Source organism: Microbacterium sp. MMO-35, from assembly GCF_037147555.1.
Lineage (GTDB): Bacteria > Actinomycetota > Actinomycetes > Actinomycetales > Microbacteriaceae > Microbacterium.
This window is the reverse complement of record NZ_JBBCVH010000003.1, coordinates 320,351-339,991: the sequence shown is the minus strand read 5'-3', so window position 1 is coordinate 339,991 and position 19,641 is coordinate 320,351. Positions and strand designations below refer to the sequence as shown.

The window sequence follows — 19,641 nt, the reverse complement described above, 5'->3', positions numbered from 1 at the left end:
GCGGCGGGGCCTTGCCGGGCCCGAGCCGCGCCCGGGCGCGCGTGGTTCGCAGCACGCCCGCGGACAGGGTAAGATCGTTGATCGTGCGGTTCGCCCGCATGCGCATCTCTCGGGATGTGCGCCGCCCTAGCTCAGTCGGCAGAGCATTTCACTCGTAATGAAAAGGTCAAGGGTTCGATTCCCTTGGGCGGCTCCACCCGAAACCCCCTCCGCGGAGGGGGTTTCGTCGTTCCGGCGTACGCTCGGATCATGACCCGTGCGCTGCTGATCGTCGATGTGCAGAACGACTTCACCGAGGGCGGTGCCCTCGCCGTGGCCGGAGGAGATGCCGTCGCGCGCGGCATCACCGGACTGCTGCGCGATCACGCCGCCGACTACGACGTCATCGTGGCCTCGCGGGACTGGCACGATGCCTCGGGGGACAACGGCGGGCACTTCTCCTCCGAACCCGACTTCGTGGACAGCTGGCCCGTGCACTGCGTCGCGGGCACAGCCGGCGCGGACTACGACCCCCTGCTCGATACCGCCGCCGTGACCCACCACGTGTTCAAGGGCCAGGGCCGCCCCGCCTACTCGATGTTCGAGGGCACGACCGAGACGGGTGAGACGGTCGCCGGGATCCTCTCCTCCCGCGGCGTGCTGACGGCCGACGTCGTGGGCATCGCCACCGACCACTGCGTGCGCGCCTCGGCCGCCGACGCCATCGCGCACGGCGTGCAGGTGCGGATCCTCACGGACCTGGTGGCCGGCGTCGGGGCGGAGTCGAGTGCCGCGGCGCTCGCGGAGCTGGCCCACGCGGGGGCGGAGCTCGTGGAAGGCGCGCACCCGGCGGAGGAGGCATGAGTGCGGGACGCTGCGCCCTGCTCCTGCGCGCCGTCAACGTGAGCGGCGCCAACCGGGTGCCGATGGCCGAGCTGCGGGCGCTCCTGAACGAGCGTGCGGCGTTCGGCATCGTGACCACCTACATCGCGAGCGGCAACGTCATCTGCGACGCCCCCGCCGACCCGGCGGCGGCCTGCGCCGAGGTGCGATCGCTGATCCATGACGCCTTCGCCGTCGATACTCCGGTGATCCTGCGCACTCATGACGATCTCGTGCGGGCGGTCGACGAGAACCCGTTCCCCGACGCCGTGGAGGACAAGATGCTGCATGCGATGTTCCTCGAGGGGGAGCCCGCGGGTGATGCGGTGGAGGCGCTGACCGCGCGGCTGCAGCCCGGCGAGCGGATCGCCCTGCGCGGGCGAGATCTCTGGATCGACTTCGGCGCCGGGGGAGTACACTCCAGCAAGCTCACGCGACCGGTGCTGGATCGCGCCCTCGGCGTCGCCGGCACGGCCCGCAACCTGCGCACCGTGCGCAAGCTCGTCGAACTCACCGCCGGCTGACGGTCACGGCCGGCTGGCGGTCGGACTCACCGTCCGCTCGTCCTGGGCGCGTCGAGCGCGCGGCTCAGCGCCCGCGGAGCCGCGTCCCCGGGCGCCTGCAGATCCACCCGCTGCGCACCGCACCGGAGGCACTGCACGTACAGCAGCGTGCCGTCGGCGGTCCGGTGCCGCGATCGCGTGGTCCAGGCGTGCTCGTGGGCCGGCACCGCGCGGGGCGGATGCGGAGGGGCGAGGGGGAGCGATGCGGTGTCGGCGGAGGATGTGGCGGTCATGGTTCCACGATGATGTAATGCCGTTATGCATCTCAACCCTTACGGCGAGTACGCGGTGCTGATGGCGGCGTCGCTCGCCGACGAGTGGCCGTCCGATCGCGCCGGCATCGAGCGACGCACGCGGGAGTTCGGGATGACGATGGTCTTCCCGGAGGGGCCCGACGATCACGCCGAGACCCGGCGGGTGATCGACGAGTGGCTGCGCGTCGTCGACGCGCCGACCCCCGCGGAGCGCGCGATGCTACTGAACGCGCAGATGGCGACGGCGGCGGCCTACCCGCGCCTCACCGACCACGACGGCGAGGGCTGGCACCTGCACTACCGCGACGAGCAGGATGCGCTGCCCCGTGTGCTGCGCGCCGTCATCGCGGTGGGCACGTCGCTGCACCTGGTCACCCGGGGGATGGGGCGCCTCGGCCGCTGCGCGGCGGCGCCGTGCACGAACGTCGTGGTCGACGTCACGCGCAACGGGCGGCAGCGCTACTGCTCGGTGCGCTGCGCCAACCGCGACGCCGTGCGCCGGCATCGGGCCCGGCGCGCCTGAACGTGGCGCCGAGGCCGGGGCTGATGCCAGCCCGGCGTCAGTCGTACATGCCGACGTTGATCGGTCCGGTCAGATCCGGCGGTGCGGCCCGGAAGCCGCGGGTCTTGATGAGCAGGTAGACGACGCCGATGGCGGTCCAGGCGCCGCCGATGATCATCGAGATCCCGTCCAGGCTGAGCCAGAGCGCCACGTTGATCACGACACCGATCGCTGGGATGACGACGAAGCCGATCCAGGATCCGATCGTGCGCTTGGTGATGAACCGGAAGAACACGAAGATCACGGAGAGGTTCACGAAGGTGAACGCGATGAAGGCGCCGAAGTTGATCATCGAGGACGCCTGCTCGAGGTTGACGAACAGTGCGGTGAGCGCGATCGCGGCGACGATGAGGACGTTCGCGACCGGGACGCCGGTGCGCGGGTTCACCCTGCCGAACAGCCGCTTCGGCAGGGCTCCGTCACGACCCATCGCGTAGAGCAGGCGCGCCGCGCTCAGTTGCTGCGTGATGCCGCAGCCCAGCACCGCCATCATGTAGCCGCCGACGAAGATCGCCTGGAACGCCGCCCCGCCGATGTACTTCGCGATCTCGGGCGATGCCCCGACGATGTTCTCGAGCTTCGTCACATCGGGGAACAGCGTCTGCATGACGTAGGTCACCGTGAGGAAGAACGCGCCCGCTGCGGCGACGATGAGGAAGATGGCCCGCGGGATGTCGCGGGTGGGGCGCTCCGCCTCCTCCGCGAGGGTGGAGACGGCGTCGAACCCGAGGAACGACAGCGCGAGGATCGCCGCGCCGCCGGCGAGGGCCGCGGCCTGGATGTCGTCGGAGAAGAACGGCCGCACGCTGAAGGCGGCGCCGTTCGCGCCGTTCGCGATGTTGACCACCGCGAGCACCACGAAGAGCACGGCGACGACGAGCTGGATCCCGACCAGGATCACGTTCATGCTCGCGGCGAGGCGCACCCCGACCAGGTTGAGCGCGGTGCAGATGACGACCGTGAGGAGCACCCACACCCAGAACGGGACGCCCGGGTAGATCGCTCCCATGTAGATCCCCGACAGGATCGCGTTGATCATCGGTAGCAGCAGGTAGTCGAGGGTCGCCGCCCAGCCCACGAGGAAGCCGACGGAGGGATGGATGCTCTCCTTCGCATAGGTGTAGGCGGACCCGGCGATCGGGAAGAAGCGCACCATGCGCGAGTAGCTGAACGCGGTGAACAGCACCGCGACGAGCACCACCAGGTAGGCGAGCGGCACGTGGCCGCTGGTCTGATCCGCCACGATCCCGAACATGTCGAACACCGCGAGCGGGGCCATGTAGGCGAGGCCGATGAAGACCAGGTGACGCAGCTTCAGGGTGCGCTTGAGCGATCCGGGCTCGTGGGTGACGGCGTGGGCGAGCTGGTCGTCGCCGACGGCGACGGCGGAGTGGGATGGCAGCGTTGACATCGTGGGGGAGTCCTCAATCGGTGTGCGAGTGGCAGTGGTGGTCGGCGGAGGGCTCGGTGCAGGTCTGCCCGGCCCCGCCCGGGTCCTGGACCGGGGCGGAGGAGGAGGCGCCGCCGAGCTCGCCGCGGTGGTCGTGCACCGCGGTGCCGCCGACGACGGTCAGGTCGGCGTGCTGGGCGAGGATCTCCGCGGGCTCCATGGAGTAGAGGTCTCCCGACCACACCACGAGGTCGGCGAGGAATCCGGTGCGGAGCATCCCGAGGGCGTCCTCGTGATGGAACGCTCCGGCGCCGCCCTGGGTGTAGGCCTGCAGCGTGCGGTCGAGATCGAGGCGCTCGCCCGGAGTCCAGGCGTCGCCGCCGTCCAGGCGCGCACGGGTCATCGCGCTGTAGACGCCGACGAGCGGATCCATCTCGCCCACCTGCCAGTCGCTGGAGAACGTGACGCGCGCGCCCGACTCGATCATCGAGCGGAACCGCCAGGCGCGGTCCCAGCGGGCCTCTCCGATGTTCTCCATCCAGGTGCCCGCGACGAGGTCCGGGGAGGCGTGGCGGGGCTGCATCGCCGCGACCACGCCGAGCTCGCGGAAACGCGGGAGGTCCTCGGGCGCCAGGCACTCGACGTGCACGATGCCGTGCCGGGCGTCCCGCGTGCCGTTCGCCCGCTGGGCGGCCTCGATCGAGTCGAGCGTCAGGCGGATGCCCCAGTCGCCGGTGGCGTGCGTGTGCACCTGGTAGCCGAGGCGGTCGAGCTCGACGAACAGCTTCGTGAACTCGGTCGGCTCGAGGCTGGTGTGCCCGCGGTGGCCGGGACGGTTCGCGTAGTCCTCGAGCATGGCCGCGGTGTGCGGCTCGATCACGTCGTCGGCGTACAGCTTGACCATGCCGAGACGGAACCGGTCGTGCTGCGGGGTCTCCCGGATCGCCTCGGTGATGCGGGTGCGGAAGTCCCCGTCGGCGCCGACCGGGTGGTAGATCGCGGCGATGGTGCGCGACGTCAGCCTGCCCTCGCGCTCGGCCCGCTCGAACAGCGGCAGCTCCGCGAGCGGGACCTGCGGCTCGACCACGGTCGTGATGCCGAAGCGGCGGGCCATGTCGAGGCTGTTCACGATCTTGCGGTAGCGCCGGTCGGGGGAGTACATCGGGATGTCGCGCTGCAGCTCGGCGAGGCCGTCGACGGTCATCGCGCTCGTGTAGAAGTCGGTGACCCAGCCGGTGGGCTCGCCCGTGGTGCGGTCGATCTCGGGGTTGCCCCAGGCGATGTCGCCGCCGTTCAGGATGCCGAGCTTCGCCAGTGCCGGCCGGTTGAGCCACACGGAGTGCTGGTCGTAGGTGGTGATGAACACCGGACGGTCGGTCACGCCGGCGAGGTCGTCGGCCCGGGGGCGGCGGTTCTCGACCACCGAGTAGAGCGCGTTCTCGGCGCAGATCCACTCCAGGTCGGGGTGCGCCTCGGCGAAGGCCGCGATGCGCGAGCGCACGACGTCGAGGCTCTGCACCTGATCGAGGCTCACGGCGAGGTCGTCGTAGCCGAGCAGGAGGTGGTTGTGGGTGTCGGCGACGCCGGGGGTGACCAGGCGCCCCTCGAGGTGGACCGTGCGACGTGCGGCGGGCGCATCGGCGGCCGTTCCGACGTAGCTGATCCGGTCACCGGTGACCCCGACGGCCTCGGCCCAGGGCTGGGCGGGGTCGAAGGTGCGGACGCGTCCGCCGGTGTAGAGGGTGTCGACGGCCATGTCGGTGCTCCAGGGGCTCGGGCGGCTCTGCCCGGAGGGGCGACCGCAGTTCTTTGACTCAAGAGTAAATTAATTGACGCAAATGTCAAGAAACTCTTTCGATCGGAACCGGATCCCTCCGCGGGACTGCGATACTGGCTTCATGGCACGCCCGAGCACCCAGGAGCAGCGCCGCCGCGACGTGGTCGATGCGGCGCTCGAGGCCGCTGCCGAGCACGGGCTGCGCAATCTCTCGCTGACCGACGTCGCGAACCAGGCCGGGGTCACCCGCGGTGCGCTGCTGTACTACTACGAGGATCTCGACGCGATCCTCGTCGAGGCCCATGCCGCGGGCATGCGCCGGGTGGGCGAGGAGCGCGAGGCGCTCGTCGCCCGGTCGGAGCATCCGGCGGAGCAGCTCGCGATCGCGATCCGCGCCGGACTGCCTTCGGGCCCCGATGACGCGCTCATGCGCCTGCTCTACGAGTTCGATGTGCTCGCGGGCAAGTCGCCGCTGCACGACGAGCTCGTCCAGCGCCTCTACGGCGAGCAGCTCGGACTGTACCGGCGGATCCTGGAGGCCGGCACGGCGAGCGGCGACTTCGCGCTCACCGGCCCGATCGAGGACATCGCGATGAACTTCGTCGCCCTCGAGGACGCGTACGGCCTGCACATCGTCGCGGGCGGCAGCATCTCCTTCGCGGACGCCGAGCGGGCCATCGCGCTGTTCGCGCGCCAGGCGGGCGCGCCGCTTGCCGAGACATCGCCGCGCTGAGCGTTCGGCGCACGGAGAAGGGCCCGGTCATTGCTGACCGAGCCCCTCTTCACGGTGGGCCCCGTGGGGCTCGAACCCACGACCCGCGGATTAACCTGCCACTTCGGCTTTCGCCGCCGCCCGATGGGCGTTCGTGGTCTGGACTGTCCCTTCACCCTGGCTTGCGCTTTAGGCGCCACCCGTCCAGTCTCTACACCTTCCGGACTTGCGTCCGGCTTGGCTCGGGATTGCCAACTGGTCTCCCAGGAAGGGTTCCCCGACTTTGAGTGGTGTCATCCTCGGCGTTTCCCCCGAGGCGCTCCTATTGTGTTGAAGTCCGATGCTCTGCCAACTGAGCTAGAGGCCCGTGTCCCCGAGTCTATAGGTCGCGACTGGGTGCCCGAGTCGGGCACCGCGCGTAGCCTGGGTCGGTGCCCGCTCCCTTCCACCGCCCCGTCCGCCTCTCCCCGGAGACGTTCGACAACCTGCTCGGATCCCACGATCCGGCCGAGCAGACGCGGATGGCGCACGCCACGGCCTCGGCGCTGCTGGCGCGCGTCCGGGCCGACGACAGCGGCGTGAGCGCCGAGCGGCTGGTGGCCTACGCCACCGAGCACGGCATCGACGAGGTCGCCGAGCTCTGGGCGAAGAGTCCCGCGGTGTCGCTGCCCGGAGCCCTGTGGCGTCTGTACCTCCTGCAGGTGTCGATCCACGCGGATCCGTCCCTCGCCGCGCTCCTGCACGAGCGCGGGCGGGTGGAGCTGCCGTCGGTCGACGCCCTCGTCGCCGGCGCGCCGGTGCCGGCCGGCCCCGAGGAGCTCGTCGGGCTGATCGACACGATCCTGCGCGGCGCGTTCACCGGCGACTTCGCGATCGCGCTCGAACGGGCCGCGGCGTTCTGTCGCGTGCAGGCCTCCGGATCGACGCACATCGCCGACGACTACGACCCGACCGAGCCGGACCGGGCGAGCGAGCTGACCACGCGTGCCGCCCGCCTCAGCGCCTTCGCCCAGGACCTCACGGCGTCGGCCGCCGCCTGGCGCGACGGATCGCTGACCTGACCAGACTCCCGGATCCATCCCGGAGGGGACCGGATCCATCCCGGAGGGACCGGATCCATCCCGGAGGGACCGGATCCGGAGACGAAGAAGCCGGGCCGCAAGAACGCCTCTCGGCGGAAGGCCGCTCGCAGCGGCGAAAAATGGAGCCCGGGGTTATGCGGCCCGGCCGATCCAGTGTAACGCGTCGCACCCGGAGGTATTCCCCGCGACCGGGAGCTCGGGCGAGTCGCCTCCGGCAGGGCGCACGCCCGCGGAGGTCCGCGGATGGGCGTGCGCTTCGCTCGGAAATGTACGGCTGCTTCGGACGAAACGAGTGAGGTTGTCCGACTGAGGCGCACATCTCCGCGCGAGGTGCACAGCAGGATCCGGCCCTCCCCGCGCACGCCCTAAGCTCGTCCTATGGCCGCCGCCCGCTTCGCCCTGTTGATCACCCCCGCCGAGTCCACGGACGGGGAGCGCGCCGACTTCAGCGACAGCTTCCGCCGCATCGACCCGAGTGCGCCCGCGCTCAGTGTCGGAGAGCTGAGCACCCAGCGCGGCGACGGCATCTTCGAGTCGATCGGGGTCGTCGACGGGCACGCCCAGGAGGTCGAGCCGCACGTGCAGCGGCTGGCGCACTCGGCGGCGCTGTGCGACCTGCCCGAACCGCACCGCGAGCAGTGGCGGCAGGCGATCGCGATCGCGGCGGCCGAGTGCGGTCCGGGGGAGTGGGTCATCAAGCTCATCCTGAGCCGCGGCGTCGACCACGGTCCGGCGCCCACGGCGTGGGTCACGGCCGCTCCTGCGGGTGACTTCGCTGCCGCCCGCACGGAGGGGATCCGTGTCGTCACGCTCGACCGGGGCTACGACAGCGGCGCCGCCGAGCGCTCGCCGTGGCTGCTGCTCGGCGCGAAGACCCTGTCCTACGCGATCAACATGGCGGCTCTGCGCGAGGCGCACCGCCGGGGCGCCGACGACGCGATCTTCGTCACGACCGACGGCGTCGTGCTGGAGGCCCCGACCGCGTCGCTCATCCTGCGCTTCGGCGACCGCTTCGTCACCCCGGCCCCGCACGGCGGGATCCTGCAGGGCACCACGCAGATCAGCCTCTTCGCGCACCTCGAGGAGCAGGGCTTCGCCACGGAGTACGCCACGGTGCCGACGACCGACCTCGCCGCCGCGGACCAGGCCTGGCTCGTCTCCAGCGTGCGCCTCGCCGCCCCGATCGCGGCGATCGACGACCGTCCGCTCCCGATCGATCGCGCGTTCACCGACACCCTGAACGCGTACCTGCTCTCCGCGCGGGACTGATCCGACGGGTCGTGCACCGGGGTCCACCGGCGCCCGGGGGCTGGCCGGGGCGGCGTGATCGACGTAGTCTGCCCCCATGGCAGAGCACCCGGCCGCTCCGGCGGCCTATGACGACCTCCGCGCCGTGTTCGTCAACTGCACCCTGAAGCGGAGCCCCGAACCCAGCCACACGCAGGGGCTGATGGATCGCAGCATCGCGCTGATGCGCTCGCAGGGTGTCGCCGTCGAAAACATCCGGTTCATCGACCACGACGTCGCCACCGGCGTCTACCCGGACATGCGGGAGCACGGCTGGACGAGCGACGAGTGGCCTGAACGGATCTGGCCGCTCATCGCCGCCGCCGACATCCTCGTCGTGGGCGGCCCGCTGTGGCTGGGCGACAACGCCTCGATCACCCGCAAGCTCATCGAACGGCTCTACGCCATGAGCGGGCTCTTCAACGACAAGGGCCAGTACGTGTACTACGGCAAGACCGGCGGGGCGATCATCACGGGCAACGAGGACGGCGTCAAGCACGCCGCGATGTCGATCCTGTACAGCCTGCAGCACATCGGGTTCACCATTCCGCCGGCCGCGGACGCCGGCTGGATCGGGGCGATCGGACCGGGGCCGAGCTATCTGGATCCGGGGTCGGGCGGACCGGAGAACGACTTCACGAATCGCAACACCACGTTCATGACCTGGAATCTCCTGCACACCGCGCGCCGGCTGAAGGACGCCGGCGGCATCCCCGCCTACGGCAACCTCCGCCAGGCCTGGAACGACGGCGAGCGGTGGGGCTACGACGCCAATCCCGAGTACCGCTGAGCGCGCGCAGACGGCGGTCCTCGGGCGGAGCCGTCCTCGGCTCGGAGGCGGCGGATCCGGAGGGCGGTCGGAGGCCTAGGAGATCAGGTCGATCGCGGCCTGCGCCCTGGTGCGCAGCTCCTCCGAGATCGGCGCGCTTCCGGCGGCGTCGGCCGCCCGCTGCTGCCCCTCCGCCGAGACCGCGGTCGAGAAGAGGGTCTTCACGAGGGCGGCGGTCTCGGCGTCCTCATAGCGGGAGCAGCCGATGAGATAGCCGACCAGGAGCACGGGGTAGGCGCCGCGGGCGGGAGTGCCGCGGTCGATCGTGGTCGCGAGGTCGCCCGGCGCGCGACCCTGCTCGATCCGGGCGGCGTCCATCGCCGTCCTCGCACCGGCGGCCGATGCTTCCACCCAGCCGCCGCCGACCTTGATCTGCACCGAGGGCAGGTCGCCGGCGGCGGACGCGTCGACGTACCCGATGCCGCCGTCGGTGGCGCGGACGACGGCGGCGAGGCCGGCCGCGCCCTGCGCGGCACGGCCGTCGAGGGCGGAGGGCCAGGTGTCCACCGTGCCGGCGGTCCACACGTCGGGAGCGGTCTGCGACAGATAGTCGGTGACGTGGGCCGTGGTGCCCGAGGCGTCGGAGCGGTGCACGGGAAGGATGGGCTTCGACGGCAGCGCCGCGGTCGGATTGGTGGCGACGATCGCGGGGTCGTCCCATCGGGTCACGATCCCGGCGAAGATGCCCGCGAGGGCCCGGGGGGAGAGCTTCAGCGCATCGACGCCGTCGAGTGCGAAGACGATCGCGACGGGGGAGACGTAGGCGGGGATCTCGACGAGCTGCGCCCCTTCGGCGCAGGCCCGGAAGCCGCCTGCCGCGACCTCATCCGTCGAGAACGGCACGTCGGAGGCGGCGAACGGGACCTGCCCCTCCCGGAACGCCTGGCGGCCGAGGGCGGAGCCGCGGGCATCGAAGCCCACCTGCGCACCCGGATGCGCGGCGGCGACGAGTCCGGCCCACGCCTGGAGGGCGCTCTTCTGCGCCGTCGATCCTGCGCCGAGGATGCTGCCGGAGACCGGCGCGGGCGGCGGAGTCGTTGCGGCGGACGTGCGGGGAGCGCCGCCGGGCGCGGTGCAGCCTGCGAGGGCGAGGGCCGATGCGAGGGCGATTGCGGCGGCCGTCGAGATGCGGCGGTTCGTCACGATGGATCCCCTCGGTCGTCGCCCAGGATAGCCCAGGGTCCCGGAGGGGGGATCCGGGCGACGGGCGCCGGACCGCCGGGCGGATCAGGATCCGACCGGAAGCACGCGGCCCGGGATCACCCGAAGCGACCGGAGACGTAGTCCTCGGTGGCCTGCTCCTTGGGCGAGGTGAAGATCGCCGCCGTGTCGGAGTACTCGATGAGCTTGCCCGGCTTGCCGGTGCCCGCGATGTTGAAGAAGGCCGTCTTGTCGCTCACGCGCGAGGCCTGCTGCATGTTGTGGGTCACGATCACGATCGTGAACTCGTTCTTGAGCTCGGTGATGAGCTCCTCGATCGCGAACGTCGAGATCGGGTCCAGTGCCGAGCAGGGCTCGTCCATCAGCACGACCTGCGGGGAGACCGCGATGGTGCGCGCGATGCACAGGCGCTGCTGCTGGCCGCCGGAGAGACCCGCGCCGGGCTTGTCGAGGCGGTCCTTGACCTCGTTCCACAGGTTCGCGCCGCGCAGCGACTTCTCCACGAGGTCGTTCGCGTCGGACGCCGAGATCCGCCTGTTGTTCAGGCGCACGCCGGCGAGGACGTTCTCCTTGATCGACATCGTCGGGAACGGGTTCGGGCGCTGGAACACCATGCCCACCTGGCGGCGCACGAGCACCGGATCCACGCCCGGGGCGTACAGGTCCTCGCCGTCGATGTAGACGCTGCCCTTGACGGTCGCGCCCGGGATCACCTCGTGCATGCGGTTGAGCGTGCGCAGGAACGTCGACTTCCCGCAGCCGGACGGCCCGATGAAGGCGGTCACGGTGCGCGGCTCGATGTTCATGGACACGCCTTCGACGGCGAGGAAGTCGCTGTAGTAGACGTTCAGGTCGTTGACTTCGATGCTCTTGGACACGGTGAGTTCCTTCGGGAGTTAGCGGCTCTTCGGCGCGAATGCCTTCGCGACGATCCGAGCGATGAGGTTGAAGATGACGACGACGATGACCAGGAGCAGGGCGGCGCCCCAGGCCTGCGCCTGCGAGGCCTCGATGTCCTTGCCCGGGAACGCCCAGGAGGTGTAGGCCATCACGGGCAGGGTCTGCATCGGGCCGCTGAACGGGTCCGCGTTGAAGTTGTCCGTGAAGCTCGCCGCGATGAAGATCGGGGCGGTCTCGCCGACCACGCGGGCGACGGCGAGCACGACGCCCGTGACGATGCCGCTCGCCGCGGTGCGCAGCACCACCTTGATGATGGTGGTCGCCCGCGGGACGCCGAGGGCGAGCGACGCTTCGCGCAGCTCGTTCGGGACGAGGCGGATCATCTCCTCGGTGGACCGGATCACGATCGGGATCATGAGCACGCAGAGGGCGATCGACGCGGAGAAGCCGCTGAACGCCTTCGGGCCGACGATGAGCGCGAACAGCGAGAAGGCGAACAGACCGGCGACGATCGAGGGGATGCCGGTCATCACGTCCACGAGGAACGTGATCACGCGGCGCATCGGGTTGCTCGGCTGCGCGTACTCCGTCAGGTACACCGCCGCCAGGATGCCGATCGGCACCGAGATCACGGCGGCGATCCCGGTGATGATCAGCGTTCCGACGACGGCCTGGAGCGCGCCGGGGGTGTTCGTCACGGCGAGCGTGTTCGGGTCGAAGACGCTGCCGCCGACCTTGGTCACGAAGTCCCAGGTGAGCACCTTCAGTCCCTGGGCGACCACGGTCCAGAGCGTGGAGATCAGCGGGGCCACGGCGAGGATGAACGCGCACACGACGAGACCGCGCACCACGCGATCGACCGCCTTGCGGCGCCCCTCGACGATGCCGGCCCCGATGCCGATGGCGAGGAGGTAGAACACGGCGGTGAGGACGAGCCACACGGCCGGGTTGAAGAGCTGGAGCACGAGGAGCACGGCGGCGACGACGGCCGCCGTGCCGACCGCCAGGACCGGCTCGATCCAGCGCGGCAGCTGGCCGCTGGTGAGCGTGATCGACGAAGCGGTCGCCGGAGAGGAGGTGACGGCGGTCATGCGCGCTTTCCGATCTTCGGGGCCTTGCGTGTGCGGTTCGTGGAGCGGCCGATGATGCCGCGGGCGAGCATGTTGACCGCCAGCGAGACCACGAACAGCATGAGACCGGTGCCGATGAGGGCGGAGCGCTGCATGTCGGTGGCGATCGGGAAGTTGTTGGCGATGTTCCCGGCGATCGTCTGGGAGTTGTACCCGTCGGTCAGGACGGCGAAGGAGAACAGGATCGACGGCGAGATGATCAGCGCGATCGCCATCGTCTCGCCGAGCGCACGCCCGAGGCCGAGCAGGATCGCCGAGATCATGCCGCTGCGCGCATAGGGGAACACCGCCAGGCGGATCATCTCCCAGCGCGTCGCGCCCAGGGCGAGCGCGGCCTCCTCGTTGAGCCGAGGCGTCTGCAGGAAGATCTCGCGGGTCAGGGCGGTGATGATCGGCAGGATCATCACCGCGAGCACGACGCCGCCCGCGAGCATGGTGGAACCCGTGCTCGAGACGGGTCCGCGGAAGAGCGGGATCCAGCCCAGGTACTCGTTCAGGAACTGGGCGAGGGGCGTGAGGAAGGGGCGCATCACGATGACGCCCCACAGGCCGAAGACGATCGAGGGCACGGCCGCGAGCAGATCCACCACGTAGGCGAGCGGCCCGGCGAGCTTGCGCGGCGCGTAGTGCGAGATGAACAGGGCGATGCCGATGGCGACCGGGGCGCCGAGGACCAGCGCGATGAGCGAGGACCACAGGCTGCCCCAGAGGAGCGGGGCGACGTAGTTCCAGAAGCTGCCCCAGTTCTTGTTCTGGTAGCCCGCCAGATCGTGGTTGGTCTCCCAGTTCGCGGTGATGGCGGGAAGGCCCTTGAGGATCAGGAAGATCGCGACGCCGGCGAGGATCACCATGATCGAGGCGGCGGCCGTCGTCGACAGGCCGAGGAAGAAGCCGTCGCCGGCTCGACGCTTGCCGACGAGCTTGTCGGTCGGGGCCGCTGTCGCGCCACCGGTCTGCGCGACGTCAGTCACGGTCCCACTCCTGATCTCGCATGTGTGCGCGTCTTTCGTTTGTGCTCCGCCCCAGGGGCCGGAGAGGTGATCGGGCCAGCACGGAAACTCGGCAGGACCTCCGCGTGGATCGGCTGTCCTGCCCAGCCCGGGTCGGCTCCGCAGGGAGCCGACCCGGACCCGGTCTGAGGATTACTTGATGGTCGCGAGCGACTCCTGAGCGGCCTTGAGCACCGACTCCGGCAGCGGGGCGGCGCCGGCGTTCTTGACGGCGACCTGCTGGCCGATCGTGCTGTCGATGAAGCCGATGTACGACTTCACCAGCTCGGCCTGGGCCGGGGTCTTGAAGGTGGTGCACGCGATCGCGTACGAGACCAGCGGGATCGGGTAGGTCTCGGCGGTCAGCTTCGAGTAGTCGAACTTCTTCGACAGATCGCCCTTGACGCCGTTGGACGCCTCCACCGCGGCGACCTCGAACGTCTTGGAGACGGCCTCGGCGCTGAACGGGATGGCCTTGCCGTCCTGCAGGATCGCGACGCTGGCGAGCTTGCCGATCGCGGAGTGGTCGGCGTAGCCGATCGTGCCGGTGCCGGCCTCGATCGCCTGGACGACGCCGGAGCCGCCCTTCTGCTTGGAGACGTCGCCCTCGACCGGCCAGTCCTTGCCCGCGGGGAAGGTCCAGACGCTCGACTGCGTGGCGGCGAGGTAGTTGGTGAAGTTCGCCGTGGTGCCGGACCCGTCCGAGCGCGCGACCGTGGTGATCTTGCCGGCGGGGAGCGCCTTGCCGTTGTCCTTGGTGATCGCCGCGTCCGACCAGTCGGTGATCTGCAGGGCGAAGATCTTGGCGATGGTCTCGCCGCTGAGCTTGAGGTCGGTCACGCCCGGGATGTTGAAGGCGATCGCCACGCCGTCGAGGTAGACGGGGATGTTGATGCCGCCCTCGGTGCACAGGCCCTTCGACTGGGTGGTCTGGTCCGCGTTCAGCGGGGAGTCGGAGCCGGCGAAGTCGTAGGCGCCGCTGAGGAAGTTGGTGACGCCACCGCCCGAGCCCTGCGACTTGTCGTAGTTGATCGTGACGCCCTTGGCCTGAGCGTTGTACGCAGCGGTCCACGCGGCCTGTGCATTCGCCTGGGCGCTGGATCCGCCCGAGGTGATCGTGCCGGTCAGCGAGGCGTCCACCGGGGAGGTGACGCCGCTCGAGGTCGGAGCGGCCGAGGAGGATTCGGTGCTCGTGCTGCTGGGCGTCGAGGAGCAGCCCGCGAGCGCGATCGCGGCGAGCACGCCGGCTGCGCCGATCGTGGTGATGCGGTTGAGCTTCACTATTCAAGTCCTTCGCTGTGTCGAGTGTGCCCTGGTGCAGGGCCACGCCAGACGATATGCGGCGTCTGTTACGCGATCAAAGATCGAAGGTAAACGGGGGGTGAACGGCCGTCAGCGACCCGAGCACTCAGATCTTCGGCAGGTGCGTCTCGATCGAGATGATCCCGGATCCGGGATTGGTGGCGCTGAGGTGCACGACGCTGAACGCGCCGACCTCGAGCGCGGAGGCGCTGCCGAGGTAGGAGCCGTGCATGGTGCCGGTCGCGAGGGCGATCTCGCGCAGGATGTCGGGCAGCACGGGGCCGTGGCTGCACAGCACCGCGGGCTTGCCGGAGCGCACGCGCTTGCCGATCACCGTGCGCGGATCCGACTTCCCCTCCTCCCAGGCCTCCTGGCTGAGCAGCTCGGTCTTTCGGATCTTCTGGCCGATGGCCTTCGACAGCGGCGTCACCGTCTCCACGCAGCGGCGCGCGTCGCTGGTCACGATGCGCTGCACGCCGAAGGCGCGGAGCGGTCCCACGATCGCCTTCGACTGCGCGTGCCCGCGGGGGGTCAACGGACGGGAGGCATCGGTTCCGAGCCACACCCCGCGGCTCGCGGCCTTCGCGTGCCGCAGCACGATGAGCGGGAAGGTGCGCAGCGCCCCGTCGTCGACGAGCTTCGCGAACGCGTCCAGGATCTCGACGTCGACCGGGTAGCTGAGCCGTGCGCGCGCCTTCTTCAGGCTCACCCATTCCAGGGCCGCGATCTCGCGGTTCGGCACGAACACCGACGCGCGCACGGCGTCGTCGGTGGCCTCGGCGGCCCAGTAGTGCACCACCTTCTGCTTGCGGTTGGCCATCGTGTACCGCGAGACGCCCACGGGGGCGCCCAGCGAGACCCGGATGCCGGTCTCCTCGAAGATCTCGCGCACCGCGGTCTCCGCGAGCATCTCGCCCGGATCGACCTTGCCCTTGGGCAGCGTCACATCGCGATACTTCGTGCGGTGGATCAGCAGGATCCGCAGCTTGTCCTCCACGACGCGCCAGACCAGCCCGCCCGCGGCGTACACGGCACGGTCGGGGCGGTCGGCGAGGACGGTGATCCCCGTGGTGTCGGCGGTGGCGACGGAGGATCCGGAGGGGCTGGGGGTCATCGGACCGCCCGTGCCCTGCGACGCTTCTGGATCTGCGACATGGTCCTATCCTGCAGGTCCACGAGCGGAGCGCCAACCTCGGAGAACGCGCGCCGGGTCCATTCGCCGCCCGCTCCCAGGTGCCAGGACGACGTCTCGGGGGAGAGGGCGAGGTCGAAGAACCCGACCAGCTCGTCGATGTGCGCGGGGTCGGTGACCCGCACCAGCGCCTCGACGCGACGGTCGAGGTTGCGGTGCATCATGTCGGCACTGCCGATGTAGACCTGGGGGTCGCCGTCGTTGTGGAACGCGAAGATGCGCGAGTGCTCGAGGTACCGCCCGAGGATCGAGCGCACCGTGATGTTGTCGGTGATGCCGGGAAGGTCGGTGCGCAGGCTGCAGATGCCGCGCACCCACACGTCCACGGGCACGCCGGCCGCGCTCGCGCGGTACAGGGCGTCGATGATCTCCTCGTCCACCATCGAGTTCACCTTGATGCGGATGTGCGCCGGCTTGCCGTCCAGGGCGTTCTTGCGCTCGTGCTCGATCTGCCGCAGCAGGCCCTTGCGCAGGTGCAGGGGGGCGACGAGCAGACGCTTGAACTTCTTCTCGATCGCGTAGCCGCTGAGCTCGTTGAACAGGCGGGTGAGGTCTTTGCCGACCTGCGGGTCGGCGGTGAACAGGCCGAAGTCCTCGTAGATGCGGCTGGTCTTCGGGTTGTAGTTGCCCGTGCCGATGTGGCTGTAGCTGCGCAGCACGCCGTCCTCCTCGCGGATGACGTTGACGAGCTTGCAGTGCGTCTTGAGGCCCACCAGGCCGTACACGACGTGCACGCCGGCCTTCTCGAGCTTGCGCGCCCACACGATGTTGTTGGCCTCGTCGAAGCGGGCCTTGACCTCGACGAGCGCGAGCACCTGCTTGCCCGATTCGGCGGCGTCGATGAGCGCCTGCACGATGGGGCTGTCGCCCGAGGTGCGGTACAGGGTCTGCTTGATCGCGAGCACGTGCGGGTCCCGCGCGGCCTGCTCGAGGAACGCCACGACACTCGTCGTGAACGACTCGTAGGGGTGATGCACGAGCACATCGGCCTTGCGGATCGCCTTGAAGATGTCGATGCGCTCGTTCGCGCCCGGCTTGAACGCGAGGGCGGTCGTGGGCACGTGCGGGGTGTACCGCAGATCGGGGCGGTCGATCCTGCCGAGGCCGAAGAGGCCGCGCAGGTCGAGGGGCCCGGGGAGCCGGTAGACCTCCTGATCCGTGATGTCGAGCTCGCTGATCAGCAGGTCGAGCGTCACGTCGTCCATGTCGTCGGTGATCTCGAGGCGGATCGGCGGCCCGAAGCGGCGGCGCAGCAGCTCGGCCTCGAGCGCCTGGATGAGGTTCTCCGACTCGTCCTCCTCGATCTCCACGTCTTCGTTGCGGGTGAGCCGGAACGCGTGGTGGTCGAGCACCTCCATCCCGGGGAAGAGGTCGTCGAGGTGGTTGGCGATGAGCTCCTCGAGCCGGATGAAGCGCAGCTGACCGTCGTCGGAGGGCACCTCGACGAAGCGCGGCAGCATCGGCGGCACCTTGAGGCGCGCGAACTCCTGCCGGCCGGTGCGGGCGTTGCGGATCCGGATCGCGAGGTTCAGCGAGAGCCCGGAGATGTACGGGAACGGATGCGCCGGGTCGACCGCGAGCGGCATCAGCACGGGGAAGACGTTGGCCTGGAAGTAGTCGGTCAGCTCGGCCTTGGCCTCGCCGTCGAGGTCGTCCCAGTCCACGATCCTGATGCCCTCGGCGGTCAGTGCCGGCCGCACCAGGCCGGTCCAGGCCGCGGCATGACGCAGCTGCAGCTTGTGCGCTTCGGCGGAGATGTCAGCGAGCACCTCGACCGGTGCGCGGCCGACGTTCGTCGGCACGGCGAGCCCGGTGACGATGCGGCGCTTGAGGCCGGCGACGCGCACCATGAAGAACTCGTCCAGGTTGCTCGCGAAGATCGCGAGGAAGTTCGCCCGCTCCAGCACCGGCAGGGTCTCGTCCTCGGCGAGCTCGAGCACGCGCTGGTTGAACGCCAGCCAGCTCAGTTCGCGGTCGAGGTACCGGTTCTCCGGGAGGAGCGAGTCGTCCGGCGCCACGAGTTCGTCGAAGTCGTCGTCCTCGGCGTCGCCGAGACCGGAATCTGCCAGTGCGGGATCGATCATGCGCCCATCATGTCAGGAGGATGTTGCCTGCAGGTGAACGGGTCGGAATCCGCTCCGCGCGGCCCGCCAGGTGCCCGTCCGACCCTGGTCGCGGCCGGGTGGGCGTTGGTAGGTTACGAAGCAGGCGACCCGGGGGGATCCATGGACTTCGATCAGGACGATCGCGAACTGCTGCGCGGTGAGCGGGTATCTGACCTCGGCGCAGGAGTTCGCCCACGCGGAGCTGCGGGCCAGGCGCACTCCGCTCGGCGACGTGATCAGCGCCCACCTCGGCGTGGACGCCGAGACTCTGCCGATCGTGAAGGAGAGCATCGCCGAGCATCGCCTCGTCGACGCGGACATCGCGCTGGAGCTGCTGTCCGCCGAGTCGGACGGCCGTCTGATCGGCGTCACCGGCGGCGAACAGCGTCAGCACCAGAGCATGACGGAGTACGTCGGCAACGGTCATTTCCCGTACGGGCCCGGTCCGGTCGATTACGTGGAGCGCGCCTCGGGGCCGGGGACGACGCGGCGCGTCGTGGCGCTGGGGGTGCGCCTGCTGCACTTCGACGGACAGCCCCTGGCGGTGACGCAGCGCGGCGCCGCGCCGCAGTTCGGGCGCAGGAGCGCATCGCTGGAGGTCATGGGGGCGGACTCCGACGTGGTCTCGGGCTTCCTCGCCGCGGTTCGCGCCCGGATGATCTCGCACAGCGTCCTGCGCGGGCGGGTGCTGTCCTTCGTGCCCACCGAGTACGGGCAGGACGCCGGTGCGACCTTCGTGCCGCGTCCGTCGGTCGCGGCGGAGGACGTCGTCCTCCCCGACGGCCTGCTCGACGGGGTCGTCCAGCACGTGATCGGGATCGGCGAGCACCGCGAGCTGCTGCGGGCCTCGGGGCAGCATCTGAAGCGCGGCGTGCTGCTCTACGGCCCGCCGGGGACCGGGAAGACGCTCACCGTCCGCCACCTGCTCACCCGTGCGCCGGGCATGACCGTGGTGCTGCTGTCGGGCCCGAGCATCCGGTTCGTGTCGGCGGCGGCGGAGGTCGCGCGCACCTTCCAGCCGTCGATCGTGGTGCTGGAGGACATCGACCTCGTCGCGATGGAGCGGAACGCCTCGCCGCAGCCGCTGCTGTTCGAGGTGCTCGAGGCGCTGGACGGCCTGGACGGGGATGCCGACGTCGCCTTCGTGATGACCACCAACCGCGTCGAGGTGCTGGAGCGCGCCCTCGCCGAGCGACCCGGCCGGGTCGATCTCGCCGTGGAGGTGCCGCGGCCGGCGCGCGCCGAGCGCGAGCGGCTCTACCGCCACTACGCGCGGGGTCTCGGCTTCGGCGACGAGGCGCTGCGCGCGGCGACCGACGCGACCGAGGGCGTGACCGGATCGTTCGCGAAGGAGCTCGTGCGCCGCAGCGTGCTGCGCGCGGCCGAGCGCGGGGAGGCTCCCGTGGATGCGGACCTGTCGGCGGCGCTCGCGGAGCTCCTCGACGCACGGCAGGAGCTCACCCGGCGGATGCTGGGCGACGACCCCGGCGCCGGGGAGGGGAGTGCGCCGCAGGGCTTCCCGGCCCACGGCGCATGCTGAGCGGG

18 protein-coding genes and 1 tRNA gene are annotated in these 19,641 nt (G+C 70.3%); 9 read left to right on the top strand and 10 right to left on the bottom strand.

Annotated features, from left to right (window positions below; all coding sequences use genetic code 11):
• Positions 1–120 precede the first annotated feature (120 nt).
• The 3 genes from WFJ01_RS08480 (at position 121) to WFJ01_RS08470 (ending at position 1,385) form a co-directional block, all read left to right on the top strand.
• Positions 121–196 (top strand) — tRNA-Thr (locus WFJ01_RS08480).
• A gap of 53 nt (positions 197–249) precedes the next feature.
• Positions 250–843 carry an isochorismatase family protein gene (locus WFJ01_RS08475; protein ID WP_336628795.1) on the top strand — a complete coding sequence of 198 codons (594 nt, stop codon included), beginning with the start codon at positions 250–252 and terminating at the stop codon, positions 841–843.
• A complete protein-coding gene (locus WFJ01_RS08470) occupies positions 840–1,385 on the top strand; it encodes a DUF1697 domain-containing protein (RefSeq protein ID WP_336628794.1) in 546 nt (181 codons plus the stop codon). Before WFJ01_RS08475 ends, WFJ01_RS08470 begins: the two co-directional genes overlap by 4 nt.
• Before the next feature lie 26 nt (positions 1,386–1,411).
• On the opposite strand, the gene WFJ01_RS08465 is transcribed toward WFJ01_RS08470, so the two are convergent.
• The gene (locus tag WFJ01_RS08465; RefSeq protein ID WP_336628793.1) at positions 1,412–1,657 is read right to left on the bottom strand and encodes a hypothetical protein; all 246 of its coding nucleotides are present in this window, start codon (positions 1,655–1,657) and stop codon (positions 1,412–1,414) included.
• A 25-nt stretch (positions 1,658–1,682) separates the two neighbouring features.
• On the opposite strand from WFJ01_RS08465, the gene WFJ01_RS08460 reads away from it, so the two are divergent.
• The gene (locus tag WFJ01_RS08460) at positions 1,683–2,201 is read left to right on the top strand and encodes a CGNR zinc finger domain-containing protein (protein ID WP_292884061.1); all 519 of its coding nucleotides are present in this window, start codon (positions 1,683–1,685) and stop codon (positions 2,199–2,201) included.
• A 37-nt stretch (positions 2,202–2,238) separates the two neighbouring features.
• Here the strand turns inward: WFJ01_RS08460 and WFJ01_RS08455 are convergent, their stop codons facing one another.
• Together WFJ01_RS08455 and WFJ01_RS08450 are read right to left on the bottom strand one after the other, a co-directional pair.
• Positions 2,239–3,651, bottom strand: a complete 1,413-nt coding sequence (locus tag WFJ01_RS08455) for an APC family permease (RefSeq protein ID WP_336628792.1) — start codon at positions 3,649–3,651, stop codon at positions 2,239–2,241.
• Positions 3,652–3,664: 13 nt separating this feature from the next.
• Positions 3,665–5,386, bottom strand: a complete 1,722-nt coding sequence (locus WFJ01_RS08450; protein ID WP_336628791.1) for an amidohydrolase — start codon at positions 5,384–5,386, stop codon at positions 3,665–3,667.
• Between the two features lie 142 nt (positions 5,387–5,528).
• On the opposite strand from WFJ01_RS08450, the gene WFJ01_RS08445 reads away from it, so the two are divergent.
• The 4 genes from WFJ01_RS08445 (at position 5,529) to WFJ01_RS08430 (ending at position 9,278) form a co-directional block, all read left to right on the top strand.
• Positions 5,529–6,140 (top strand): TetR/AcrR family transcriptional regulator, encoded by a 612-nt coding sequence (locus tag WFJ01_RS08445; RefSeq protein ID WP_336628790.1) that lies wholly within the window; start codon positions 5,529–5,531, stop codon positions 6,138–6,140.
• 410 nt (positions 6,141–6,550) lie between these two features.
• Positions 6,551–7,180, top strand: coding sequence for a DNA-directed RNA polymerase subunit beta (locus WFJ01_RS08440; RefSeq protein ID WP_251446097.1), 630 nt, complete (start codon positions 6,551–6,553; stop codon positions 7,178–7,180).
• Between the two features lie 399 nt (positions 7,181–7,579).
• Positions 7,580–8,470, top strand: coding sequence for an aminodeoxychorismate lyase (locus WFJ01_RS08435; protein ID WP_336628789.1), 891 nt, complete (start codon positions 7,580–7,582; stop codon positions 8,468–8,470).
• A gap of 76 nt (positions 8,471–8,546) precedes the next feature.
• A complete protein-coding gene (locus tag WFJ01_RS08430; protein WP_336628788.1) occupies positions 8,547–9,278 on the top strand; it encodes a flavodoxin family protein in 732 nt (243 codons plus the stop codon).
• Between the two features lie 75 nt (positions 9,279–9,353).
• Here the strand turns inward: WFJ01_RS08430 and WFJ01_RS08425 are convergent, their stop codons facing one another.
• The 7 genes from WFJ01_RS08425 to WFJ01_RS08395 all read right to left on the bottom strand — a co-directional run bounded on the left by WFJ01_RS08425 (position 9,354) and on the right by WFJ01_RS08395 (position 18,075).
• Positions 9,354–10,460: a phosphate ABC transporter substrate-binding protein PstS gene (locus WFJ01_RS08425; protein ID WP_336628787.1), complete on the bottom strand. Its 1,107-nt coding sequence runs from the start codon at positions 10,458–10,460 to the stop codon at positions 9,354–9,356.
• A gap of 116 nt (positions 10,461–10,576) precedes the next feature.
• A complete protein-coding gene (gene pstB, locus WFJ01_RS08420; RefSeq protein ID WP_251446109.1) occupies positions 10,577–11,356 on the bottom strand; it encodes a phosphate ABC transporter ATP-binding protein PstB in 780 nt (259 codons plus the stop codon).
• Between the two features lie 18 nt (positions 11,357–11,374).
• Positions 11,375–12,469 carry a phosphate ABC transporter permease PstA gene (gene pstA, locus WFJ01_RS08415; RefSeq protein ID WP_251446112.1) on the bottom strand — a complete coding sequence of 365 codons (1,095 nt, stop codon included), beginning with the start codon at positions 12,467–12,469 and terminating at the stop codon, positions 11,375–11,377.
• Entirely contained in the window at positions 12,466–13,479 is a 1,014-nt protein-coding gene (gene pstC / locus WFJ01_RS08410; RefSeq protein ID WP_251446115.1) for a phosphate ABC transporter permease subunit PstC, read from the bottom strand. The genes pstA and pstC overlap by 4 nt, the downstream gene beginning before the upstream one ends.
• 171 nt (positions 13,480–13,650) lie before the next feature.
• Entirely contained in the window at positions 13,651–14,778 is a 1,128-nt protein-coding gene (locus tag WFJ01_RS08405) for a substrate-binding domain-containing protein (RefSeq protein ID WP_292884078.1), read from the bottom strand.
• Positions 14,779–14,905: 127 nt separating this feature from the next.
• The gene (locus WFJ01_RS08400) at positions 14,906–15,913 is read right to left on the bottom strand and encodes an NUDIX hydrolase (RefSeq protein ID WP_295034110.1); all 1,008 of its coding nucleotides are present in this window, start codon (positions 15,911–15,913) and stop codon (positions 14,906–14,908) included.
• Positions 15,910–18,075 carry an RNA degradosome polyphosphate kinase gene (locus tag WFJ01_RS08395; RefSeq protein WP_295034111.1) on the bottom strand — a complete coding sequence of 722 codons (2,166 nt, stop codon included), beginning with the start codon at positions 18,073–18,075 and terminating at the stop codon, positions 15,910–15,912. Before WFJ01_RS08395 ends, WFJ01_RS08400 begins: the two co-directional genes overlap by 4 nt.
• Before the next feature lie 178 nt (positions 18,076–18,253).
• Between WFJ01_RS08395 and WFJ01_RS08390 the strand changes: the two genes are divergently transcribed.
• Positions 18,254–19,636, top strand: a complete 1,383-nt coding sequence (locus WFJ01_RS08390; protein ID WP_336628786.1) for an ATP-binding protein — start codon at positions 18,254–18,256, stop codon at positions 19,634–19,636.
• Positions 19,637–19,641 lie beyond the last annotated feature (5 nt).

Coding starts and splice junctions, on each gene's coding strand:
- WFJ01_RS08470 (WP_336628794.1), top strand. CDS start 840: ATGAGTGCGGGACGCTGCGCCCTGCTCCTGCGCGCCGTCAACGTGAGC.
- WFJ01_RS08475 (WP_336628795.1), top strand. CDS start 250: ATGACCCGTGCGCTGCTGATCGTCGATGTGCAGAACGACTTCACCGAG.
- WFJ01_RS08430 (WP_336628788.1), top strand. CDS start 8,547: ATGGCAGAGCACCCGGCCGCTCCGGCGGCCTATGACGACCTCCGCGCC.
- WFJ01_RS08460 (WP_292884061.1), top strand. CDS start 1,683: ATGCATCTCAACCCTTACGGCGAGTACGCGGTGCTGATGGCGGCGTCG.
- WFJ01_RS08400 (WP_295034110.1), bottom strand. CDS start 15,913: ATGACCCCCAGCCCCTCCGGATCCTCCGTCGCCACCGCCGACACCACG.
- WFJ01_RS08450 (WP_336628791.1), bottom strand. CDS start 5,386: ATGGCCGTCGACACCCTCTACACCGGCGGACGCGTCCGCACCTTCGAC.
- WFJ01_RS08395 (WP_295034111.1), bottom strand. CDS start 18,075: ATGATCGATCCCGCACTGGCAGATTCCGGTCTCGGCGACGCCGAGGAC.
- WFJ01_RS08465 (WP_336628793.1), bottom strand. CDS start 1,657: ATGACCGCCACATCCTCCGCCGACACCGCATCGCTCCCCCTCGCCCCT.
- WFJ01_RS08435 (WP_336628789.1), top strand. CDS start 7,580: ATGGCCGCCGCCCGCTTCGCCCTGTTGATCACCCCCGCCGAGTCCACG.
- WFJ01_RS08455 (WP_336628792.1), bottom strand. CDS start 3,651: ATGTCAACGCTGCCATCCCACTCCGCCGTCGCCGTCGGCGACGACCAG.
- pstA (WP_251446112.1), bottom strand. CDS start 12,469: ATGACCGCCGTCACCTCCTCTCCGGCGACCGCTTCGTCGATCACGCTC.
- WFJ01_RS08445 (WP_336628790.1), top strand. CDS start 5,529: ATGGCACGCCCGAGCACCCAGGAGCAGCGCCGCCGCGACGTGGTCGAT.